This is a genomic window from Microbulbifer sp. (assembly GCF_036563125.1).
Taxonomy (GTDB): Bacteria; Pseudomonadota; Gammaproteobacteria; order Pseudomonadales; family Cellvibrionaceae; genus Microbulbifer.
The window spans coordinates 24,852-46,804 of record NZ_DATCMV010000136.1 but is presented as its reverse complement, the minus strand read 5'-3'; the positions used below and the strand labels follow the sequence as shown (position 1 = coordinate 46,804).

The following is a 21,953-nucleotide window of genomic DNA, read 5'->3' as shown; positions in this document are numbered from 1 at the left end:
CCAGTTGATTTCCGACCTTGATGTTTGCTTTAGTCAGTTTTTTTGATCGCTTAAAAATGATTTTCCAGCTGAGTAGTGAGTGGCAGTGACTGAAAGTTTTTTCTCGGTCTTCAAGAGGGTCGCGCCAGAATACTTTCGGGTGTTAAGGAATTGAGGAATGAAGAAAAAATTACAGTTGGTAACCTTTCTGGTTTCGCTGTTGATGTTTGTCGACGCGGTGTCACAAGTGCCAGAGGTGTTGCGTGTAGCGTTGGTTCCCGCGGAAGATTCGCGGGCGATGATTCGCCAGTCAGAACATTTGTTGGCGGAACTGGAAGAAAAACTGGGAATAAAGGTCGAGGGCTTTGTCGCCGGTGACTATAACGGCGTAATTGAGTCATTACGAGCCGGGCATGTGGACGTGGCGTATATGGGGCCTTTTTCGTATGTGAAAGCGGCACAGGTTGCGGAGGTTGAGCCCTTTGCCGTCGCGGAAACCGAAAACGGTTTGGCTTACCACAGTCAGATTGTGGTGAGAGCTGATTCGGATATCAAAAATATCGAACAATTGCGTGGAAAAAACTTCGCTTTCGTCGCCCCCACTTCCACATCCGGTTACGTGTACCCCATGGTGGGAATGAAAGAGGCGGGTATCGATATCCGCAAGGACCTGAAAAATGTGGTTTACAGTGGGGGGCACGATGGTAGCCTGCTTGCAGTAAAGCATGGCCAGGTCCATGCGGCAGCGGTAGCGGATCGGATTCTCGATCTGGCTGTGCAAAATGGGAAGATTCAACCAGGTGAGTTGCGCATTATCTGGCGCTCAGAAGCAATTCCCGAATCCCCAATGGTCTGGCGAAAGGACCTGCCCGAACAATTTAAGGCGCGCATTCGCGATGTATTTTTTAGTATTCGCGATATCCCCTTCGGTGACCAGGGGAGAATTTCTGGTTATCGGGCGACCGACCATCAGGCCTATGACATTGTGCGAAAAGCAGAAGCGCTCGCCAGACAGTAAATGCGGCGAGGCGAGAATATGATAGAAGTCCGGAATCTGTATAAAAAATTTGATGGCGCTGATTTTGTGCTGAAAGATATCAGCTTCAAGGTAGGTGCGGGGGAGTTTGTTGTCATACTTGGGCGCTCTGGAGCTGGAAAGTCCACCTTGCTGCGCTGCCTGAATCGACTGACAGTGCCGACGTCAGGCACCCTGTATCTTGATGGTGAATTGTTTGACTCAAGGAGCCAAAAAAATCTGCGTCGCCTGCGCCAGCGCGTCGCGATGGTGTTTCAGGTGTTCAATCTGAGCGGCCGGCTCAGTGTGCTCAAGAATGTTCTCGTTGGACGCATGTCCAGAGTCCCGCTGATTCCCTCCCTACTGCAATTTTTTCCACCCCACGATGTGGAAATTGCACTGAGAGCCTTGGCCGCTGTTGGTCTGGAAAGCAAAGCGCAGGAGCGCGCGGACAGTTTAAGTGGCGGTCAGCAGCAGCGTGTGGGCATTGCGCGGGCGTTGGCGCAGCAACCAGAACTGATCCTGGCGGATGAGCCGATCGCCAGTCTCGACCCTCAAACCGCCAGGCGCATCCTCTGCTGCCTGCGGGATGCAAGTATGAAAGAGGGGATCTCCGTCGTGTGCAGCCTGCATCAACTTGAGTTTGCACTCGAATTTTCCACGCGAATAATCGGGTTGGCCGATGGTGAAGTGGTCTTTGATGGGGCGCCAGAAAAGGCAACATCTGAGGTGATTAAGCGTATCTACCCCGGAATAGATGTCGAAAACATTGCGCCGCCGGTTCGGTCAGAGCGGGAAGCCGATACCGCTTCTTTTACCAATATCGCTTGTGCAGGGTAACCGAATGATGCAGTTGCTTTCGTACAAGTATGTCCCCAATCGTGCGCGTGCATTGCAGAATGCATGGTGTTACCCGCTGGTTTTCAAGTTTTCGGTCTTTGCGCTCTCGATCTTTATGTTCGGCTGGTTATTGAAAAGCACAGGGTTCAGCCTGAGTGCGCTCACCGCCGGGCTGCCCTGGATTGCTGATTTTATGTCGCGCATGCTGCCGCCCAACACGACGTACATAACCGACAACCTGTTACAGCCGGCATTGCAGACCATGCAGATTGCCATATTGGGTACCTTCTTCGCGGTGGTGCTCGCAGTGCCGGTCAGTTTTCTGGCTGCGCGAAACTTGTCGGCTAACTTGGCGATCTATCACTTTTCGCGGCAGGTACTGAATGTTGCCAGAGGGGTGAACGAGATCATCCTCGCACTGATCTTTGTTGCCGCGGTCGGCCTGGGACCTTTTGCAGGGGTATTGGCGCTCGCTGTGCACGGTGCCGGTATGCTGGGAAAGTTTTTTGCCGAGGCCATGGAAGAAGTGGATCGCGGACCGGTGGAAGCCATGGAGGCGGCGGGTTGCAGTCGCGCGCAGATCATTCGCTTTGCGATCATTCCTCAGGTGTTGCCGGTGTGGCTGGGCGTGATCCTGTACCGACTTGAATCCAATATACGTGTGTCCACCATTCTCGGCATGGTCGGGGCGGGTGGCATTGGATTCGAATTGATTACCACGATGAAGCTGTTCGAATACCAAAATACTGCAGCCTGCGTGGTGGTCATTCTGGCGCTGGTATTTGTCGCCGACCAGGTATCCGCCGCGATGCGCAAGCTCGTCCGGTAGTGCCTCCTGCGGCATGAGTTGCCAGTGACGTCCTCCGTCTGCACTCACCATCACCACGTAATGGCCGTCTACGGGGGCGCCGAATAGCTGTCCGCGCTCGCTATCCCAGGAATCTATGGAATCAAAAAGTTACCACCGCAACATTTATTGACCGTTGCTATCCTTCAATGTGGGAGCACCTTTGCTCATGGGAATTCGGCAATACCCGACGGGAGTACTGGCTGGTCGTGGACGAATTGGTATGGCCGCTAAAGCCCGGCTGGGCGGCTGGTTGCGATGCCGAAGAATCCCCCGAGCCTGATGGAGGAAGCATGAAGTTTGAGTGCAAATTTGTTCTGATGTCGATCGGCCTTTTAATATCGGTAGGGGCCTTTGGGCAGAGTGTTGCCAAAAAAGTAGAGTTGGTCGCAGGTCATGAAACAGTGTTACTTCCACTGATGGCCCAATCTCAGGATCAGGCGGAGAAGTCGGCGGAACCGAGTCCCTTGATCTGGGTCTTTCGGCATCGCCGGGTTAAGCAGTGTCTGGGTGAGGAAATGTCACTGGATGAGAGCCGTGCCAAGCTGACAGAGAGCGGTGTGGCGGTACATGAATCCCACTGCGGTTTTCGTACGGATCAGGTTTTTGTGGCAGGGTGCGGAGAGCCAACAGGGCGTATATTGCTGCACTTGATCAGAGGGAATGCACTCGATGCCGCAATTGACGCTGGATATGGCCCGGCCGAGCAAATTACCTATCAAAAGGTAGGGTGCACTGACGAAACCCCCTGACCTCGTTGGTGCGTGATTTGCCCCGATAACAAAAAAGGCCTGCAAATGCAGGCCTTTTTATTTGGTACCAGAGGCCGGACTCGAACCGGCACGCTTTTAAGGGCGGGGGATTTTGAATCCCCTGTGTCTACCAATTTCACCACTCTGGCAATGGCTCGAGGCGAATGTGCTTTCAGGTGCCTCGGCGAGGGTGTTGATTATAGCGATGGCCGGTTGCCGGTCAACCAGATTTGGCGAAGCCGGCGGATTCCGTTACTCTTCGCGCCCGTTAATTGTCCACCTAAACTGATTGCATGCGCCGCCAGGATTTCCATTTCGAGCTTCCCGATGAGTTGATAGCCCGCACGCCGACCAAAGAGCGCCGCGGCAGCCGCTTGCTGTGCCTCAACGGCCCGAGCGGCGAGCTTACCCACCGCCAATTCGCCGATCTGCCCAGCCTGCTGGCGCCGGGCGATCTGCTGGTATTTAACGATACCCGGGTGATCCCGGCCCGGCTTTTTGGCCGTAAGGCCAGTGGCGGCAAGCTGGAAGTGCTGGTGGAGCGGGTGCTGGATGACCGGCGAGTGCTGGCACATGTGCGTTCCAGCAAATCGCCGAAGCCCGGCAGCGAAATCCTGCTGGAAGACGATACCCCGCTGCAGATGGTGGCGCGTCACGATGCGCTGTTTGAGCTTGAATTCCCCGAAGAGGGCGTGCTGCCGGTTCTGGAGCGCCTCGGGCATATGCCGCTGCCACCCTATATCGACCGGCCAGATGACGACGCGGACCGCGAGCGCTACCAGACCGTATATAGCCGCAACGCCGGCGCTGTGGCGGCACCGACCGCCGGGTTGCATTTCGACGAAGAAATGCTGGAGACGTTGCGCGCGCAAGGTGTCGAAACCGCATTTGTGACCCTGCACGTGGGCGCAGGCACGTTTCAGCCTGTGCGGGTGGACGACATCTATTCCCACCAGATGCACAGCGAAGTGCTGGATGTGTCGGAAGCTGTGTGCCGGGCTGTGGCAGATTGCCGCGCTCGCGGCGGCAAGGTGGTGGCGGTTGGGACGACCAGCGTGCGGGCGCTGGAAAGCGCGGCGGCCTCCGGCACGTTGCAGCCGACAGTGGGGGAAACCGAAATATTCATCTATCCCGGCTATGAGTTCCGGGTGGTTGATCGCCTGATCACGAATTTTCACCTGCCGGAATCCACGCTGCTGATGCTGGTCAGTGCCTTTGCCGGCTACCGGCATGCGATGCACGCCTATCGTGAGGCGGTGGATCAAAAATACCGCTTCTTTAGTTATGGCGACGCCATGCTGATCGACCGCAATCCCGCTGTGGATCCTGCGGAAGTCGGGTGCGCTGAGTAAGGCCGTAGACCCTTTATTTACAGCGCCCGGAATTCATTTGAGGAGAACCCTGTGAGTCGCCAGTGTTTTATGCAGTTTGAGCTGGACAGCACCGAAGGAAAAGCCCGGCGCGGTCGGCTGAAATTTCCCCGCGGTGTGGTAGAGACCCCGGCATTCATGCCGGTGGGTACCTATGGCACGGTCAAAGGCATGTTGCCGCGGGATGTGGAGGCCATCGGCGCCCACATCATTCTGGGTAATACCTTCCACCTGATGCTGCGCCCCGGCACCGAGGTCATCAAGGCCCATGGCGACCTGCATGACTTCATGCAGTGGCACGGGCCGATCCTGACCGACTCCGGCGGTTTTCAGGTGTTCAGCCTGGGGCAGATGCGCAAAATCACCGAGGAGGGCGTGTCTTTCAAGTCTCCGGTAGATGGCAGCCCGGTATTCATGGGGCCGGAAGAGTCCATGGCGGTACAGCGTGATCTGGGTTCGGATATCGTGATGATCTTCGATGAATGTACCCCTTACCCGGCCACGACCGACGAGGCGCGTAAATCCATGGAGTTGTCACTGCGTTGGGCCAAGCGCTCCAAGGATGCGCACGGCGACAACCCTTCGGCACTGTTCGGTATCGTCCAGGGTGGGATGTATCCGGAGCTGCGCGACGTCTCCCTCGCCGGGCTCACCGAGCTGGGATTTGACGGCTATGCGATCGGTGGACTCTCGGTGGGTGAGCCCAAGGAAGATATGATCAAGGTGCTCGACCACCTGGCCTACAAAATGCCGGAAGACAAGCCGCGCTACCTGATGGGCGTTGGCAAGCCGGAGGACATCGTCGAGGCGGTGCGCCGTGGTGTCGACATGTTCGATTGCGTTATGCCCACCCGCAACGCGCGCAATGGCCATCTGTTTACCTTCGCCGGCGTCGTCAAGATTCGCAATGCGGTACACCGCCACGATACGCGCCCCCTGGAAGAAGAGTGCGACTGTTACACCTGCGAGAACTTTTCCCGCAGTTACCTGCATCATCTCGACAAATGTGGGGAAATTCTCGGCTCCCAGCTCAATACGATTCACAACCTGCGGCACTATCAGCGCCTGATGCAGATGATTCGCGATGCGCTGGATGCCGGCGACCTGGATACGTTCGTGGCCGATTTCTATCGCGGACTGGGACGAGAAGTGCCGCCGCTGGGGTGAGCGGCGGGTTGGTGCATTTGTACCGACTTTTTATCCCCGTATAATCAGCGACCGCCTTTTACCACCGGTGCGAAGCCGGGGAGGGCCCAATCCGCTCGCTGCGACCGCGAATTGGCCTTGTAAATATAAGAGTTAGCCCGCATATCCACGGATATTGCTAAAAACGAGTCCGCCCAGCGGGCCATTCCAACAATGAGAAAAGCATGAATCGCTACCCCCTCTGGAAATATTTCCTGATCCTGATCATTACCGGGTTGGGGCTGCTGTACGCGGCGCCGAACCTGTATCGCCCCGACCCCGCGGTGCAGATTTCCGGACAGTCGAGCGCGCTCAAGGTTGATCAAAATGTGCTCGGTCGCGCCGAGAAAGCACTGAATGACGCTGGTATTGCGTACTTTGGTGGCGAGGTGCAGGAAAAATCTGTGCTGCTGCGCTTGAAGTCCATCGAAGAACAGCTGCCAGCGAAGCGCGCCATTCAGGAAGCACTGGGGTACAGCGACTATGTAGTTGCGCTCAACCTGGCTCCCACTACCCCGGAGTGGCTGGATAAAATGGGCGCGAGCCCAATGAAGCTCGGTCTGGACCTCGCCGGTGGGGTTCACTTCCTGATGGAAGTGGACACCAACTCCATCGTCAAAACCAATATGGAAGGCTATGTCGCGGATGTAAAAAACAAGTTGCGCGCCGCCAAAGCGCGTTACCGCGGTGTGGAGCTGGAAGGTGATCGCGAAATCGTGGCCAGCTTTCGCGACGAGGAGCTGAGATCGCTGGGTATGCGTACCCTGCGCAAGGAATTCCCGACACTCCAGTTCACCGAGTCTGGCAGCGGCGACAACCTCGAGGTTCGGGCGACACTTTCCGAACAGGAAATCAAGCAGCTGGAAGATTATGCAGTAACCCAGAACCTGACCACTTTGCGCAATCGGGTCAATGAGCTGGGTGTTGCCGAGCCTATCGTTCAGCGCCAGGGGCGCAGCCGGATCGTAGTTGAACTGCCCGGTGTGCAAGATACCGCCGAGGCCAAGCGTATCATCGGCAAGACCGCGAACCTGGAATACCGCATGGAGGCCAAGCCCGATGCGCTGGTCACCAACAAGGAATACTTCGAGTACCGCAACGAGCAGGAGCGCGCGGCCTACGGTGGCGCCTGGCTGGAGCGCAAGATCATCATTTCCGGTGAACGCGTAACTGATGCGCGGGTGGGATATGACGAGAGCGGTTTTCCACAAGTGAATATCACCCTGGACTCCCGCGGCGGAGAGATGATGCACCGCGCGACCTGGAAAAATGTTGGTCGCCGCATGGGCACCCTGTTTGTGGAGAGCCGCTTCACCCCCGAGAAGCAGGTGGATGCGCAGGGCAACGAAGTCATTGTCCAGAAGCGTACCGACGACAAGAAAATTATCAGCCTGGCCACGGTGCAGAGCCCCCTGGGGCGTCAGTTCCGTACCACCGGATTGGGTAGTCCCGCGGAAGCCCAGGAACTGGCCCTGTTGTTGCGTTCCGGCGCCTTGGCGGCACCAATGTACTTTGTGGAAGAGCGGGTCATCGGTCCGTCCCTGGGTGCAGACAACATTGAGGTGGGGGTGACCTCTGTGAAGATCGGTATGCTGGCCGTGGTGCTGTGCATGCTGATTTTCTACCGGGTATTCGGTCTCGCCGCCACTATTGCTTTGGCGGTGAACATGGTGCTGCTGGTGGCGGTGATGTCGATTCTCGGTGCAACGCTTACCCTGCCAGGTATCGCCGGTATGGTGCTGACGATCGGTATGGCGGTGGACGCCAACGTGCTGATTTTCTCCCGGATCAGGGAGGAGTTGCGCAACGGGCTTTCACCACAATCGGCGATCAGCGCCGGCTTCGATAACGCCTACAGCGCAATCGTCGATGCGAACATCACCACCCTGATCGTTGCGGTGATCCTGTATGCGATCGGCTCTGGTCCTGTGCAGGGCTTTGCGGTGACCCTGTCTATCGGCATCCTGACCTCTATGTTCAGTGCGATTATGGGTACACGGGCATTGATCAACTTGTTCTACGGCGGTCGCCGTGTTCAGAAACTCTGGATTTGAGGGCGCGGCGATGAGTACAACCAAAGAAGAAAACGGCCGAATTACCGAATATATGGGCAAGCGCGTGTTCGATTTCATGCGCTGGCGCAAGCTTGCGGCGGCCATCTCCCTGGGGATGGTGATTGTTTCCATTGTTGCGCTGGCCATGAATGGCCTGAAGCTGGGGCTGGATTTTACCGGTGGTACCCAGATCGAAGTGGGGTATCAAAATGCCCCGAAAATTGAAGATGTGCGCGCGCAACTGGAAAACGCCGGCTTCAAGGGCGCTGCAGTGGTTCGCTTCGGTTCCGACAGGGAGCTGTTGATCAAGCTGCCGCCGGAAGTAGCGGAAGCCCAGACTCAGCAGAACGCCCGTGATGCGGAGGCCAACAATTCCATTGGTGACAAGGTTGTGGGAGCTCTTCGCCAGCACAGCGACGGTCGAATTGACCTGCGCCGGGTGGAAATGGTCGGTCCGCAGATCGGTGAAGAGCTGCGTGACGACGGTGGCCTGGGGATGCTGTTTGCGCTAGCGGTGGTGATGGCTTACGTAGCGCTTCGCTTCCAGTACAAGTTCGCGGTAGGTGCGGTTGTGGCGCTGATTCACGACGTCATTATCGTGCTCGGGTTCTTTGCGATCTTGCGGTTGGATTTTGACTTGACGGTGCTGGCAGCGGTTCTGGCGGTGATCGGTTATTCGATCAACGACACCATCGTAGTGTATGACCGTGTGCGGGAAAACTTCCGCAAGGTGCGTCAGGCAAGCCCGGAGGAGGTGATCAACATCTCCATGAGCCAGACCCTGAGCCGTACCTTCATGACCTCGTTCACCACCCTGTTGGTGCTCTGGGCACTGCAATTCTTTGGTGGAGAGTTGATTCACAACTTCTCCCTGGCCCTGATTGTCGGTGTTGTGATCGGTACCTTCTCGTCGGTATACGTGGCCGCGAACATCCTGATGGCGATGAATACCACCAAGGAAGACCTGATGCCGCCCGTCAAGGAAGGTGCAGAACTGGATGAAATGCCCTGATTGGGATAGCTCTCGGTTTTCGGATAAAAGGCGGGTCATACCCGCCTTTTTCTTGTCCGTATGCAGCGTCAGCGCTGCGTTTTTTCAATGAGAGCCCAGGTGGGGGTCAGGCGCGGGGCTTTTTACCGAGGGTAATGTGTTTGGGGCCTGAGGTATTGGTCTGCCCGCTGACACCTTTGGGGATCTGTTCAATTTTTCCGCCGTTGGCGAGGAATGCCTGAACTTGCGCTTCAATTGCTTCGCGTGATTCGGTCGACACGGTTTCCTTGCCCCGCTTGTTCACGCTGGATGCTTTCTTAGCCACTTTTTTGTCCACTATTCATGTATGAGCGCAAGATAATACCGCAATCTGTGCAAAAAATCACCCGAGGCTATTGACGCCCCGGGAAGGGTCTGGTTTGGGCTTACGGATTGCGGTTTACGCGTTTGTTGTTGTCGACAAAGAACTGGCCGAGATAGCTCGCATAATTGACGCCTTCGGCGCTCACATAGCTGCCGCTTGCGCCCTGTCCGCCAGACCAGGAGTGGTCCACACCGTTCAGCCACAGCATGGAAACCCGTCCGTCCTGCCACAGGGTTTCGGTGGCGGTGTGAGCACCCTCACTAATGGTGTTGCTTCCCGGCGCTTGCTCAACGCCGTACAGCTCCGCCATACCCTCGGCGTTCTGGGAGTTGTAGCAGTCGTCGACGACCGTATCGCTGGTGCCGTGGGTTATTGAGGATATCTGGGTGCTGAAATGGCTGGAATAGCTGCCTGCGTAGCTGCTGCAGCGGCTGGCAACATCTGCCGTTTCACAATTGCGAATGGCGCCGCTGGGGCTGGTGCCCACACTCGGCCCCGCACTGATCCCCATGCCGGCAAACACGTCCGGGGCAATACAGGCGGCGGTATTGGCAAATACGGCACCGGAGGAAAGGCCGGCAATGTACACCTGGTCCGGGTCGATATTGCGGCTGGCATCACCACTCATAGTGTTGGCCAGCTCGATCAGGTTTTTGTAATCGCCGGATGTGCGGGAGCGGTTGTCTTCCCAGTAGGACCAGCAGCCGTAGCCGGCCTTGTTCATGGCGTCGGGAACGGCAATAACCATACCGTATGCGTCCGCAGCCTCCTGCAGGTTTGCCGTCAGGTAGGCGTCGATGGACTGTGTACACCCGTGCAGGACCACCAGCAGGGATCGGCCCTTGCCGATGGGGGAGGTGCTATCCGGGGTGTAGATGTGGACCTTGTCGAACCCCCCGAGCGAGACGTTCTGCTGCCAGCTGCCAGCATTTGCACCACCGGCAGCCAGTGTCAGGGATAGCCCCAAGCCTAAAGTCAGCAACTTGGGCTGTTTGGTCCTGTTCATTACATGCACCGCTATTGTTATTAAAGGCCGCCTCAGCCTAGCGGGGCGCGGTAGCGGAGAACATGCGACCAAGGTAGTAACCCGCGCCGCAGCGCGGGTTACTCGTCTGAGGTCGTGTCGTCTTCCGGTTGCGTTAACAGCGGCCAGCCGCCCAGGTCGCGCCAGCGATTGACGATACCGCAGAACAGCTCAGCGGTTTTTTCCGCATCGTATTCGGCGGAGTGCGCGGCGCTGTTGTCGAAAGCGATCCCCGCCGTCTGGCAGGCCTTCGCCAGTACGGTCTGCCCGTAGGCAAGACCGGACAGCGTGGCGGTATCCATGCAGGAGAAGGGGTGGAACGGGTTGCGCTTCAGCCCGCAGCGGTTGACGGCGGCGTTGATGAAGCCGAGATCGAAATGCGCGTTGTGCGCCACCATGATGGCGCGGGTGCAGCTGTGACTCTTGATCGCCCGGCGAATCTGGCGAAACAGCTCTGGCAGCGCAATCTCTTCCGGCCAGGCGTCGCGCTCCGGTGACTCCAGGTCGACACCGATAAAATCCAGTGCCGACTGCTCGATGTTCGCGCCCTCGAAAGGTTCGATATGGAAGCTGTGGGTCTCCTCCGGGTAGAGGGTGCCTTCTTCATCCATATTCAGGATGACCGCGGAAACCTCCAGCAGGGCATCCGTGCGGGCATTGAAGCCCGCGGTCTCGAGATCCAGCACGACCGGCAGGAAACCGCGGAATCGCTGAGCCAAGAGGGATTTGGGGCCTGTGGGAGCTTCTGCTGGAGTCACGGGGTTTCCTGGTACTTCGTCTTTCGTAGATTGTCGCGGCTGCTGTCAGAGCAGTCGCCAGTTAAGCGTTTCGCCCGCGGCCAGCGGAATCAGTGCGTCTGCGCCCATCGGCAGCCCGCTGGGTAGGGTCCAGGGCTCACGCACCAGGGTAATGGTGTCACTGTTGCGTGGCAGGTCGTAAAAATCCGGACCGAATTCGCTGGCGAAACCCTCCAGCTTGTCCAGTTTACCGGCGCGCTCGAAGGCCTCGGCGTACAGTTCGATGGCACTGAAGGCGGTGTAGCAACCGGCGCAGCCACAGGCAGCCTCTTTTTTACCCTGTGCATGAGGGGCGGAATCGGTGCCGAGGAAGAATTTCGGGCTGCCACTGGTAGCCGCTTCAATCAACGCGTCCTGGTGGATGCTGCGTTTCAGGATCGGCAGGCAGTAATAGTGGGGGCGAATACCGCCCACCAGCATATGGTTGCGATTGTACAGCAAGTGGTGGGCGGTAATGGTTGCCGCAACCCCTGCGCGCGCCTTTGCCACAAATTCCGCCGCATGCGCGGTGGTAATGTGCTCGAGCACGATCTTGAGGCTCGGGAAGTCCTCTACCACGCGGCCGAGAATATTCTCGATAAACACGCGCTCGCGATCGAAGATATCGATATCGGCGGTGGTGACTTCTCCGTGCAGCAGCAACTTCATGCCGCAGGACTGCATGGCTTCCAGCGCGGGGTAGATATTGGCGATATCGGTAACGCCGGAATCGGAGTTGGTAGTGGCGCCAGCCGGGTACAGTTTGGCGGCGACGACACCAGCGGCGTGGGCCTGCTGCACGATCTCGGGCGTGGTCTTGTCCGTCAGATAGATGACCATCAGCGGGGTAAATACATTTCCGGCAGGTACTGCGGCCTCAATGCGGGCCTTGTAGCTCAGCGCGTCTTCGGCATTGACCACCGGTGGAACCAGATTCGGCATGATAATCGCGCGACGGAATTGCCGGGAGGCATCGCCAACGGTGCGCGCGAGGGCAGCGCCATCCCGCAGGTGAATATGCCAGTCATCAGGTGCGCGCAGGGTAATTTGTTGTCTGGAGTCCACCGAATAATTCCTCCCGGATTGATCGCGGCGCCGATGCTACCTGAAGCGCCAATAAATTGCGAAAACTGCGGTAATTGCCTCATCGTTCGGCAGATTGAATATAAAGTAAACAGGGACTGCTGTTTGCTTACTGTGCAATCTGCCGACTCTCTGTCGGGTGCTAGTCGTGGACCATTCTAGGCGCTACAATCCCGCCCCGAAAAAAGGCGGGCTATCCGCACTTCCTGGGCACATATCCAAAAAGAATCTCCCCAGATCGAGACATTTCACAGGTGGTCAGCGCCCGTTCAGGATGTGCTGCGCCTGCTGGTGACGGCTTTGCCCGAATGTTCGGGCCCACTATACAGAGGATAGTAATGAGCAAGATCGACAAGGTGGTACTGGCGTATTCTGGCGGCCTCGACACTTCGGTGATCGTACGCTGGCTTCAGGATACCTATGGTTGTGAGGTTGTTACCTTTACCGCCGACATCGGTCAGGGTGAAGAAGTCGAGCCGGCGCGTGCCAAGGCTCAGGCTCTGGGCGTGAAGGAGATCTACATCGACGATCTGCGCGAAGAGTTCGTGCGTGATTTCGTGTTCCCGATGTTTCGCGCCAATACCATCTATGAAGGCGAGTACCTGCTGGGTACCTCCATTGCCCGTCCTTTGATTGCCAAGCGACTCATCGAAATCGCCAATGAAACCGGTGCTGATGCCATTTCCCACGGCGCTACCGGCAAGGGCAACGACCAGGTGCGCTTCGAGCTGGGCGCCTACGCCCTGAAGCCTGGTATCAAGGTGATCGCTCCCTGGCGCGAGTGGGATCTGACCTCTCGCGAGAAGCTCATGCAGTACTGTGAGCAGCACAAGATTCCGGTGGATTTTTCCAACAAGAAGAAAAAGTCCCCGTACTCCATGGACGCCAACCTGCTGCACATCTCCTATGAAGGTGGCGTGCTCGAAGAGCCGTGGGCAGAGGCCGAGGAAGACATGTGGCGCTGGAGTGTCAGCCCTGAGGCGGCGCCGGACCAGGCCACCTATATCACCCTGGAATTTGAGAAAGGCGATCCCGTTGCCATCGACGGCGAGCGCATGAGCCCGGCGACCCTGCTGGAGAAGCTGAACAAGCTCGGCGGCGCCAACGGCATCGGTCGTCTGGATATCGTGGAAAACCGCTATGTGGGCATGAAGTCCCGCGGCTGCTACGAAACCCCCGGCGGTACCATTCTGATGAAGGCGCATCGTGCCATCGAATCCATCACCCTGGATCGCGAAGTGGCCCACCTGAAAGATGAGCTGATGCCGCGCTACGCGAAATTGATTTACAACGGCTACTGGTGGTCCCCGGAGCGCCGCATGCTGCAGGCTGCCATCGATGAGTCTCAGGCGGTGGTCAACGGTGAAGTGCGCCTGAAACTTTACAAGGGCAGTGTGAGTGCCGTAGGGCGCCGCTCCGCCGACAGCCTGTTTGATGAGCGCATTGCCACCTTCGAGGACGATGCTGGCGCCTACAACCAAAAAGACGCCGAAGGATTTATCAAATTGAATGCCCTGCGCCTGCGAATTGCGGCAGGTAAAGGCAGAGACTTGATCTAAATCAGTCAGAAACGACGATTGAAGCGTTTAAATCGTCGTTTCTGCGCCCCCCCGGTCTACCGTGAAGGGAACAGCCGCTACTTTAATGGCGGATATCACTCGCGCTTGACGGAAACGAATCTCTAAAAGCAACGGAAGTTACACAATGACGACAACAGTGGCAGAGGCCGGCAAGTTGCCGGACTATGACTACAACATTGTGCGCCAGTTCACCATCATGTCGGTGGTCTGGGGTATTGTTGGAATGGGTGTCGGCGTACTCATCGCCGCACAGCTGGCGTGGCCTGCGCTGAATGATATCTGGCAGCCCTTTACGCACTTCGGGCGCCTGCGTCCGCTGCATACCAACGCGGTTATTTTCGCGTTTGGTGGTAGCGTGCTGTTCGCCACTTCCTACTACGTTGTGCAGCGTACCTGCCAGACCCGCCTGTGGGGCGGCTGGCTGATTCCGTTCACGTTCTGGGGCTGGCAGGTCGTTATTGTCGCCGCCGCGATCACGCTGCCACTGGGTTATACCTCCAGTAAAGAGTACGCGGAGCTGGAGTGGCCGATTGATATCCTGATCGCACTGGTCTGGGTTGCCTACGCCATCGTGTTCTTTGGCACCATCATGAAGCGCCGTACGTCCCACATCTATGTGGCCAACTGGTTCTTCGGTGCGTTCATCATCACTGTGGCTGTTCTGCATATCGTCAACAGTATCGCGATTCCGGTAAGTGCACTGAAATCCTACTCCGCTTACGCGGGCACCACCGATGCGATGATCCAGTGGTGGTACGGCCACAACGCGGTGGGCTTTTTCCTGACCGCAGCCTTCCTCGGCATCATGTACTACTTCGTGCCGAAGCAGGCCGGCCGCCCGGTATACTCCTACCAGCTGTCCATCGTGCACTTCTGGGCCCTGATCTCCATCTACGTTTGGGCCGGCGGTCACCACCTGCATTACTCCGCACTGCCCGACTGGACCCAGAGCCTGGCGATGATCATGTCGGTGATCCTGCTGGCGCCGTCCTGGGGTGGCATGATCAACGGCATCATGACTCTGTCCGGTGCCTGGCACAAACTGCGCACTGACCCGACCCTGCGCTTCCTGGTGGTTTCCCTGTCCTTCTACGGTATGTCTACCTTCGAAGGCCCGATGATGTCCATCAAGACCGTCAACGCGCTGTCCCACAACACCGACTGGACCGTGGGCCACGTGCACTCCGGCGCTCTGGGCTGGGTAGCGATGATCTCCATCGGCGCCCTGTATCACCTGGTGCCGGTACTGTGGCACCGCCGTCAGATGTACAGCGTGAGCCTGATCAATGCGCACTTCTGGCTGGCTACCGTAGGCACCGTGCTGTACATCGCTGCGATGTGGGTGAACGGCATTACCCAGGGCCTGATGTGGCGTGCATTCAACGCCGACGGCACCCTGACTTACAGCTTCGTGGAAAGTGTGATCGCAAGTCACCCGGGCTATATCGTCCGCTGGCTGGGCGGTGCTTTCTTTGTGACCGGCATGCTTCTGATGGCTTACAACGTTTTCCGCACCATCACCGATGAGCCGAAAGAAGGCGAAGTGCGTGACGACGAAAACCTGCCGGTTGCGAAGAGTGTTTAAGGGGAATCGATCGTGAAGAATCATGACATCGTAGAAAAGAATATCGGCCTGATGATTATCCTCACCGTCGTTGCGATCAGCTTCGGCGCGCTGGTGGAGATCGTTCCCCAGTTCTTCGTCGAGAACAATCGCGAGCCCATCGCCGGCCTGAAGCCGCTGGATGCGGTGGCGCTGGAAGGTCGCGACATCTATATCCGCGAAGGCTGCCATGTGTGCCACACCCAGATGGTGCGCCCGCTGCGTGCAGAAGTGGAGCGCTATGGTCACTATTCCATGGCGCAGGAACACGTATACGAGCACCCCTTCCTGTGGGGCTCCAAGCGTACCGGTCCTGATCTGGCGCGTGTTGGTGGCCGCTACTCTGACGAGTGGCACCGTGCACACCTCTACAATCCGCGCAACGTAGTGCCGGAATCCATCATGCCGTCTTACCCGTGGCTGTTTGACAATGTGGTGAGCGGGGAGCACACCGCTGCCAAGATGCGCGCACTGCGCACCGTGGGTGTTCCCTACACCGACGAAGACATTGCCAATGCCGCCAAGCCGTTTGTCGGAGGTCGTGTGACCGAGATCGACGCGCTGGTGGTCTACCTGCAGCAGCTGGGTACGCTGGTGCAGCAGAAGCGCTAAGCGAGGGCGAGCAGTGGATATCAATATTCTGCGGCAGATTGCAGTGGTGCTAGGGGCGGTGGCGTTCCTGGCAGTCTGCTGGTGGGCCTTTTCCCCCAAACGCAAACAGCGCTTCGAGGAAGATGCCAAGCTGCCGTTCGCAGACGAAGAACTAACTTCTGACAAGGCCGCGCAAACGCGCGAAACCAGTACCGGCGACGAGGTCGGTAAGAAACAGGAACAGGGGCAGGACAAATGAGTACATTTTGGAGTGTTTGGGTAATTGTGCTCACCCTCGCCAATCTCGGATTGGTAACTTGGGTTCTCTTCGCAAACCGCAAGGTCGCGGTAAACGACCAGGACGACCCGGAAAACCGCACAACCGGCCACGTTTACGATGGCATTGAGGAGTACGACAACCCGCTGCCCAAGTGGTGGTTCCTGTTGTTTGTACTGACACTGGTGTTTTCCGCCATCTACCTGGTGATTTACCCGGGTATGGGTAACTTCAAGGGCATCGGTGGCTGGAGTTCCGTCGGCGCGCTGAAGGCGGACCAGGCCAAGGCGCAGGCAGAGTTCAAGGAAACGTTCGGTCAGTATGTGGACATGCCGATCGAGAAAATTGCCGAAAGCCCGGAAGCGCTCAAAATGGGTGCGCGGATTTTCGCCAACAACTGCGCTGTGTGCCACGGCGCCGATGGTGGTGGCAACTACGGTTTCCCGAACCTGACCGACAGCGACTGGCTGTACGGCGGTTCCCCGGAAAAAATCCTGGAAACCCTGCATAACGGCCGCCAGGGCATGATGCCACCGCAAGGTCCGGTCATCGGCGAGGCTGGTGTTAAAAATGCCGCCGAGTATGTGCTGGCCATGAACGGTCTTGAGCATGACGCCGCCATGGCTGAACAGGGCAAGCAGGTCTTTGGCACTGTATGTATGGCGTGTCACGGTATGGACGGCAAGGGCAACCAGGCACTGGGCGCGCCGAACCTGACCGATAACATCTGGCTGTACGGCAGCACTCGCGAAGAGATCCAGCACACCATTCGCGGCGGTCGCAGCAATGTTATGCCGGCGCAGAAGGAGAAACTGCGCGAGGACAAAATCCGTCTGGTGGCGGCCTATGTCTACAGCCTGTCTCGGCAGGATGAGGTTCAACAGTAAGCTCGGGTTGGGCGAACTGAATGATTGGATGGGTGGTGGTGTAACCGCCACCCATCTTACAGGGAAGGGCACCGCAGGGAAGAATAACAAGCCTCATTGCATGTAACTGCAGCCATATCCCGATCCGGATAATTCGGGAAGTGAGGTTTTGTGAGCGACAGAATACCTACACGGGAAGAGCAGGACGGCGACGGCGAAGTCCGCTATCGCATGCTCTACGAGTCTGAAGACAAGGTCTATATTCGCCATATCCGCGGCGTCTTCACCCGCATTCGCAAGTACACGGGTCTTCCGCTGTTACTGGCATTTTTCTTTATCCCCTGGGTCAATATCGATGGGCACCAGGCGGTTCATTTTGATCTCCCCGCGCGCCAGTTCCACATTTTGTGGACCACTTTCGGCCCCCAGGATGGATTCTTGTTGGCCTGGCTGCTGATCATTTCCGCGTTTGCGCTGTTTGCGGTGACCACCTGGCTCGGTCGTGTCTGGTGCGGGTTTACCTGTCCGCAGACCGTGTGGACGCTGATGTTTATCTGGGCAGAGCGGGTGTGCGAAGGGGATCGCAGCAAGCGGATGAAGCTGGACGCCTCTCCCTGGACCGCGGAAAAGGTGCTGCGCAAGAGCGGTACCCATCTCATTTGGCTGCTTATTTCCCTGGCCACGGCACTGGCATTCGTCGGGTATTTTTACGGCATTCGCGATCTGGTGGTGGATCTCGCCACCTTTAAGGCCCATCCGCAGGGTGCGTTCTGGGTCGCCTTCTTTACCTTCGCCACCTATATGAATGCTGGCTTTATGCGCGAGCAGGTGTGCAAGTACATGTGCCCCTATGCGCGGTTCCAGTCCGTGATGTACGACAAGGACACCCTGGCGGTCTATTACGATGCTCGCCGAGGTGAAGCCCGCGGCCCGCGCAAGAAAAACATCGACTACAAGGCCCAGGGTATGGGCGACTGTATCGACTGTTTCTGGTGCGTGCAGGTGTGCCCGGTGGATATCGATATCCGCGACGGTATGCAGTACGAGTGCATTAACTGCGGCTTGTGCGTGGACGCCTGCAACAGCGTCATGGACAAGATGGAGTATCCCCGCGGCCTGATCCGCTTCACTTCGGAAGACGAGCTGGAAACCGGCAAGACAAATTTCGCGCGCCCGCGCCTGTTTGGCTACGGCCTGGTATTGCTGTTGATGATCGGCGCGTTCTCCTATGCGGTGTCAACGCGAAGCCCGGTGCAGGCGGAAGTGTTGCGGGATCGCGGTGCGCGTATGTACCGGATCTCCCAAGGGCTGGTGCAGAATGTCTACACGGTCAAAATTAACAACATGGACCAGAAGCCCCATGAATTCAGCGTCCGTATCGAGGGCAGGGAGGGTTACGACTACTCACTGCGGATGCAGCAGGGGATTGTGGTGAACCCCGGTGAGGTATACTCGGTGCCCATCCGCGTCAGTGTGCCGCAACAGCAGCTGAAGGAAACCAAGCACGATATCGAGATCGTGATCCAGGCCAAGGATGCCCCCGAGCTTGAAGACCGCCACCGGACGGTGTTTATCGGGCCCAAATGATCCCGGGGCAACTGCCGAGCGCAGTTGCCATCCCACAGAAATGAATTTTGATGGTTAAACGAAAAGTGCAGCAGACCGCCAACAACAATTCCGACGCGCCAGCTCCCTGGTACCGCGAGCCGTGGTTCTGGCTGGTGATGGCGCCGCTGGTATTGGTAGTGATCACTTCCTTCATCATGGTGTCGATCGCCGTGCGCCACAGCGATGATGTGGTGAGCGATACCTATTACAAGGAGAGTCGCCTGTACCACTACAGCGCCGAGCAGGACCAGCATGCGCGCGAGCTGAATATGGCCGGTGTGTTGCTGTTTTCGCCGGAAGACAAGGTGGTCACCCTGGACCTGCGCGGTGATATCGATTACCCGGAAAAATTACTGCTGTCCCTGAGTCACCCGGTAGAGGCGGATCTGGACGATCACGTCGTGCTGGAGCAGGTGTCGATTGGCCGCTATCGCGGGCAGGTACATGTGCCTCTGCAGCATCGCTGGTATCTGCAGGTGAGTCCGGAGCTGAATCCGGAAGAATTCCGCAATGCCCAGTGGCGGCTCAAAGGGGAAATCAATTTTGACCTCGGCAATGGAGTGCCCCTGAAACCCGCCGTGCAGTAAGCCCATGACAGGATCCTCTGCCACGACTGCTACTGCCACACCCTCCCGCCCCGAGACATCGGCAACCTCAGCTGACTGCTATCACTGCGGACTGCCGGTGGCCGCGGGCAGCAATTACTTCGTCCAGATTGACGGTGCACGCAGAGCCATGTGCTGCCCCGGATGCGAGGCGGTCGCCGGCGCGATCGTCGCCGGTGGGCTGGACAACTTCTACCGCTTCCGCGAGCAGAGCAGCCTGCGCCCGGAATCGTCAGCGCAAAGTGATCGCTGGAGTGCCTACGACCTGCCGGAAGTGCAGGGCGAGTTCGTGCGCGATTTTGAGCCGCAGGGCCGGACAGGGCAGACGGGGGCGCTGAAAGTTGCCAGCCTGCTGGTCAGTGGCATCACCTGCGCCGCCTGTGTGTGGCTGATCGAAAAACACCTGCTGGCATTCCCCGGCGTGGAACGGGTGTCGGTAAACGCCAGCACCCACCGCGCCCAGATTGTGTTTGACCCCGCGCAGATCTCGGTCAGCCAGTTATTTGCCTCCCTCGCCGCCATCGGTTACCGCCCCGCGCCCGCCACCGCCGCCAACAGCGAGCGCCTGATCCTGCAGGAGCGACGCGCGGCCATGCGCCGCCTGGGGGTGGCCGGGCTCGGTACCATGCAGGTGATGATGTTTGCCATTGCCCTGTACTTTGGCGCCAGCAAGGGCATCGAGCGCGAGTTCGAGCTGTTCTTCCGTTGGGTGTCGCTGATCGTGGCGACGCCGGTGGTGTGCTATGCGGCACAACCCTTTTTTGCCGCCGCCTGGCGGGCACTGCGCAGTGGTCAGCTGGTAATGGATGTGCCGGTTTCCCTCGCCATTGGTCTCGCCTACGGCGCCAGTGTATACGCCACGGTGTTTGAAACCGGTGAGGTGTATTTCGAATCGATTTCGATGTTTACCTTCTTCCTGCTGCTGGGGCGCGCGGTGGAAATGCGTGCGCGGCACCGCGCGGGACTGGCCAGCGGTGGACTGGCACAGTTGCTGCCACTGGCGGCGCAGCGGCTCCGTGTAGCGGGCGATGACACGGTGGTGGAATCTGTTCCGGTGACGGCGCTGAAGGTTGGTGAACGCATACTGCTGCGCCCGGGGGACACGATTCCGGTCGATGGGGTGGTGACAGACGGGGCCAGTGGGGTTGATGAGTCCATACTCACCGGCGAGTCCGCACTGCAGCAGAAGGTTGTTGGCAGCCAGGTCTTTGCCGGCAGTGTAAACAGTGACTCCTCGCTCACCGTGGAAGTTACGGCCGCCGGCAAAAGTACGCGGCTGTCCGCCATCGAAAAGCTGGTGGAGCGGGCGCAGCTGGACAAGCCGGCGCAGGTGGCGCTGGCGGACCGCCTCGCCGGGCGTTTTATCGCAGCGGTTCTGTTTATTGCTGTCGCGGCCTTCGTGTTCTGGTGGCAGGTAGCGCCGGAGCGGGCCTTCTGGATTGCGCTGTCGGTGCTGGTGGTGACCTGCCCCTGCGCGCTGTCGCTGGCAACGCCGGCGGCGCTGGCTGCGGCGACCCTGCGCTTGCAGCAGTTGGGGTTGTTGGTCGCACGGGGGCATGTGCTGGAAACGCTGCCAACGCTCACCCGGGTCATTTTTGACAAGACCGGAACCCTCACGGAGGGGCAGCCGCGGTTGCGCGCAATCGTGCCGCTTCGCGCTGGTGTGAGCGACATGGATATACGCGAAATTGCCGCCGCGCTGGAGGCCCACAGCAGTCACCCGCTGGCACGCGCGTTCCAGCCGTGGGTTGGAAAGCGCTCTGCACGGGATCTGCGCTCGGTTACCGGTCGCGGGGTGTCGGGCCTCTGCGGCGGCGTGAACTACCGCCTGGGGCGCGCCGACTTTGTACGGGAGGGCTTCGCAGATGCCGTACCTTCGCTGCAGATTCCGTCGGAGCCCGGGCAGTGGCTGCTGCTGGGCGATTCTAGCGGGTCCGTGGCCTGGCTGGGGCTGGGGGATGACGTGCGTGAGAGCGCTGCGGAGTCCGTCGCACAGCTTCAGGATCAGGGATTGGCGGCGGAACTGCTGAGCGGCGACCAATCTGCGGAAGTGCCGCGACTGGCTGGGCTTACCGGCATCGACACGTTTCGTGCGGGCGCCTCGCCGGAGCAGAAGCTTGCTCATCTGCAATCATTGCAGGCGGGCGGCGAGCGACTGCTGATGGTGGGGGATGGCATCAATGATGTGCCGGTGCTCTCCGGTGCGGATGTGTCGGTGGCGATGATGTCGGCGGCGGATCTGGCACAATCGCGTGCGGACGCGATCCTGCTACAGGGCGACCTGCGCGCACTGCCCCGGGCCTTTGAATTGGCGCGCAAGTGCCGCACAATCATTCGCCAGAATCTGGCCTGGGCCATTCTCTACAACCTGGTGGCGCTGCCGCTGGCATTTCTCGGCCTGGTACCGCCGTGGGCGGCGGCGATCGGTATGTCGCTGAGTTCCCTGATCGTGGTGGTCAACGCGTTGCGCCTGTCCCGTTGGCAGCCGGCGCTTTGATGGCCGGACTTGCCACGGCCGCCACTGAAATCGTTTGAGGTATATC

The 21,953-nt window shown here is 58.4% G+C and carries 20 protein-coding genes and 1 tRNA gene; 16 read left to right on the top strand and 5 right to left on the bottom strand.

The window, feature by feature from the left end:
* The first annotated feature begins 157 nt into the window (after nucleotides 1–157).
* The 4 genes from VIL80_RS11795 (at nucleotide 158) to VIL80_RS11780 (ending at nucleotide 3,433) form a co-directional block, all read left to right on the top strand.
* Nucleotides 158–997: a phosphate/phosphite/phosphonate ABC transporter substrate-binding protein gene (locus VIL80_RS11795; protein ID WP_332036306.1), complete on the top strand. Its 840-nt coding sequence runs from the start codon at nucleotides 158–160 to the stop codon at nucleotides 995–997.
* Nucleotides 998–1,015: 18 nt separating this feature from the next.
* Nucleotides 1,016–1,834: a phosphonate ABC transporter ATP-binding protein gene (gene phnC, locus VIL80_RS11790; protein WP_332036305.1), complete on the top strand. Its 819-nt coding sequence runs from the start codon at nucleotides 1,016–1,018 to the stop codon at nucleotides 1,832–1,834.
* Between the two features lie 4 nt (nucleotides 1,835–1,838).
* Nucleotides 1,839–2,663: a phosphonate ABC transporter, permease protein PhnE gene (phnE, locus tag VIL80_RS11785; RefSeq protein ID WP_332036304.1), complete on the top strand. Its 825-nt coding sequence runs from the start codon at nucleotides 1,839–1,841 to the stop codon at nucleotides 2,661–2,663.
* 227 nt (nucleotides 2,664–2,890) lie between these two features.
* Nucleotides 2,891–3,433, top strand: coding sequence for a hypothetical protein (locus tag VIL80_RS11780; RefSeq protein WP_332036303.1), 543 nt, complete (start codon nucleotides 2,891–2,893; stop codon nucleotides 3,431–3,433).
* Between the two features lie 62 nt (nucleotides 3,434–3,495).
* On the opposite strand, the gene VIL80_RS11775 is transcribed toward VIL80_RS11780, so the two are convergent.
* Nucleotides 3,496–3,582, bottom strand: a tRNA-Leu gene (locus tag VIL80_RS11775).
* Nucleotides 3,583–3,726: 144 nt separating this feature from the next.
* Here VIL80_RS11775 and queA point away from each other — a divergent pair.
* The 4 genes from queA to secF all read left to right on the top strand — a co-directional run bounded on the left by queA (nucleotide 3,727) and on the right by secF (nucleotide 9,054).
* On the top strand, nucleotides 3,727–4,785 hold the full coding sequence (queA, locus tag VIL80_RS11770) for a tRNA preQ1(34) S-adenosylmethionine ribosyltransferase-isomerase QueA (RefSeq protein ID WP_332036302.1): 1,059 nt from the start codon (nucleotides 3,727–3,729) through the stop codon (nucleotides 4,783–4,785).
* A gap of 69 nt (nucleotides 4,786–4,854) precedes the next feature.
* Nucleotides 4,855–5,970 (top strand): tRNA guanosine(34) transglycosylase Tgt, encoded by a 1,116-nt coding sequence (gene tgt, locus VIL80_RS11765; protein WP_527250114.1) that lies wholly within the window; start codon nucleotides 4,855–4,857, stop codon nucleotides 5,968–5,970.
* A gap of 203 nt (nucleotides 5,971–6,173) precedes the next feature.
* Complete coding sequence (gene secD, locus VIL80_RS11760; RefSeq protein ID WP_332036300.1) at nucleotides 6,174–8,042, top strand: protein translocase subunit SecD; 1,869 nt, start codon at nucleotides 6,174–6,176, stop codon at nucleotides 8,040–8,042.
* 10 nt (nucleotides 8,043–8,052) lie between these two features.
* Complete coding sequence (secF, locus tag VIL80_RS11755) at nucleotides 8,053–9,054, top strand: protein translocase subunit SecF (protein ID WP_332036299.1); 1,002 nt, start codon at nucleotides 8,053–8,055, stop codon at nucleotides 9,052–9,054.
* 106 nt (nucleotides 9,055–9,160) lie between these two features.
* Here secF and VIL80_RS11750 read toward each other — a convergent pair whose 3' ends face one another.
* The 4 genes from VIL80_RS11750 to pyrC form a co-directional block, all read right to left on the bottom strand.
* A complete protein-coding gene (locus VIL80_RS11750; RefSeq protein ID WP_332036298.1) occupies nucleotides 9,161–9,358 on the bottom strand; it encodes a PFL_1563 family small protein in 198 nt (65 codons plus the stop codon).
* 100 nt (nucleotides 9,359–9,458) lie between these two features.
* Nucleotides 9,459–10,403, bottom strand: a complete 945-nt coding sequence (locus VIL80_RS11745) for an extracellular catalytic domain type 1 short-chain-length polyhydroxyalkanoate depolymerase (RefSeq protein WP_332036297.1) — start codon at nucleotides 10,401–10,403, stop codon at nucleotides 9,459–9,461.
* A 98-nt stretch (nucleotides 10,404–10,501) separates the two neighbouring features.
* The gene (gene rnt, locus VIL80_RS11740) at nucleotides 10,502–11,179 is read right to left on the bottom strand and encodes a ribonuclease T (RefSeq protein ID WP_332036296.1); all 678 of its coding nucleotides are present in this window, start codon (nucleotides 11,177–11,179) and stop codon (nucleotides 10,502–10,504) included.
* A 45-nt stretch (nucleotides 11,180–11,224) separates the two neighbouring features.
* Nucleotides 11,225–12,262 carry a dihydroorotase gene (gene pyrC, locus VIL80_RS11735; protein WP_332036295.1) on the bottom strand — a complete coding sequence of 346 codons (1,038 nt, stop codon included), beginning with the start codon at nucleotides 12,260–12,262 and terminating at the stop codon, nucleotides 11,225–11,227.
* A gap of 356 nt (nucleotides 12,263–12,618) precedes the next feature.
* Here pyrC and VIL80_RS11730 point away from each other — a divergent pair, with 356 nt between their 5' ends.
* The 8 genes from VIL80_RS11730 (at nucleotide 12,619) to VIL80_RS11695 (ending at nucleotide 21,907) form a co-directional block, all read left to right on the top strand.
* Nucleotides 12,619–13,839: an argininosuccinate synthase gene (locus tag VIL80_RS11730; RefSeq protein ID WP_332036294.1), complete on the top strand. Its 1,221-nt coding sequence runs from the start codon at nucleotides 12,619–12,621 to the stop codon at nucleotides 13,837–13,839.
* 145 nt (nucleotides 13,840–13,984) lie between these two features.
* The gene (gene ccoN, locus VIL80_RS11725) at nucleotides 13,985–15,445 is read left to right on the top strand and encodes a cytochrome-c oxidase, cbb3-type subunit I (protein WP_332036293.1); all 1,461 of its coding nucleotides are present in this window, start codon (nucleotides 13,985–13,987) and stop codon (nucleotides 15,443–15,445) included.
* A gap of 12 nt (nucleotides 15,446–15,457) precedes the next feature.
* Nucleotides 15,458–16,075 (top strand): cytochrome-c oxidase, cbb3-type subunit II, encoded by a 618-nt coding sequence (gene ccoO / locus VIL80_RS11720; RefSeq protein ID WP_332036292.1) that lies wholly within the window; start codon nucleotides 15,458–15,460, stop codon nucleotides 16,073–16,075.
* Between the two features lie 13 nt (nucleotides 16,076–16,088).
* Entirely contained in the window at nucleotides 16,089–16,313 is a 225-nt protein-coding gene (locus VIL80_RS11715) for a cbb3-type cytochrome oxidase subunit 3 (protein ID WP_332036291.1), read from the top strand.
* Entirely contained in the window at nucleotides 16,310–17,218 is a 909-nt protein-coding gene (ccoP, locus tag VIL80_RS11710; protein ID WP_332036290.1) for a cytochrome-c oxidase, cbb3-type subunit III, read from the top strand. Before VIL80_RS11715 ends, ccoP begins: the two co-directional genes overlap by 4 nt.
* Nucleotides 17,219–17,368: 150 nt before the next feature.
* Nucleotides 17,369–18,784, top strand: a complete 1,416-nt coding sequence (ccoG, locus tag VIL80_RS11705) for a cytochrome c oxidase accessory protein CcoG (protein WP_332036289.1) — start codon at nucleotides 17,369–17,371, stop codon at nucleotides 18,782–18,784.
* A 50-nt stretch (nucleotides 18,785–18,834) separates the two neighbouring features.
* Complete coding sequence (locus VIL80_RS11700) at nucleotides 18,835–19,392, top strand: FixH family protein (protein ID WP_332036288.1); 558 nt, start codon at nucleotides 18,835–18,837, stop codon at nucleotides 19,390–19,392.
* Nucleotides 19,393–19,396: 4 nt separating this feature from the next.
* Nucleotides 19,397–21,907: a heavy metal translocating P-type ATPase gene (locus VIL80_RS11695; protein ID WP_332036287.1), complete on the top strand. Its 2,511-nt coding sequence runs from the start codon at nucleotides 19,397–19,399 to the stop codon at nucleotides 21,905–21,907.
* The last annotated feature ends 46 nt before the right edge of the window (nucleotides 21,908–21,953 follow it).

Coding starts and splice junctions, on each gene's coding strand:
- VIL80_RS11795 (WP_332036306.1), top strand. CDS start 158: ATGAAGAAAAAATTACAGTTGGTAACCTTTCTGGTTTCGCTGTTGATG.
- phnC (WP_332036305.1), top strand. CDS start 1,016: ATGATAGAAGTCCGGAATCTGTATAAAAAATTTGATGGCGCTGATTTT.
- phnE (WP_332036304.1), top strand. CDS start 1,839: ATGATGCAGTTGCTTTCGTACAAGTATGTCCCCAATCGTGCGCGTGCA.
- queA (WP_332036302.1), top strand. CDS start 3,727: ATGCGCCGCCAGGATTTCCATTTCGAGCTTCCCGATGAGTTGATAGCC.
- tgt (WP_527250114.1), top strand. CDS start 4,855: ATGCAGTTTGAGCTGGACAGCACCGAAGGAAAAGCCCGGCGCGGTCGG.
- secD (WP_332036300.1), top strand. CDS start 6,174: ATGAATCGCTACCCCCTCTGGAAATATTTCCTGATCCTGATCATTACC.
- secF (WP_332036299.1), top strand. CDS start 8,053: ATGAGTACAACCAAAGAAGAAAACGGCCGAATTACCGAATATATGGGC.
- VIL80_RS11745 (WP_332036297.1), bottom strand. CDS start 10,403: ATGAACAGGACCAAACAGCCCAAGTTGCTGACTTTAGGCTTGGGGCTA.
- VIL80_RS11730 (WP_332036294.1), top strand. CDS start 12,619: ATGAGCAAGATCGACAAGGTGGTACTGGCGTATTCTGGCGGCCTCGAC.
- ccoN (WP_332036293.1), top strand. CDS start 13,985: ATGACGACAACAGTGGCAGAGGCCGGCAAGTTGCCGGACTATGACTAC.
- ccoP (WP_332036290.1), top strand. CDS start 16,310: ATGAGTACATTTTGGAGTGTTTGGGTAATTGTGCTCACCCTCGCCAAT.
- VIL80_RS11700 (WP_332036288.1), top strand. CDS start 18,835: ATGGTTAAACGAAAAGTGCAGCAGACCGCCAACAACAATTCCGACGCG.
- VIL80_RS11695 (WP_332036287.1), top strand. CDS start 19,397: ATGACAGGATCCTCTGCCACGACTGCTACTGCCACACCCTCCCGCCCC.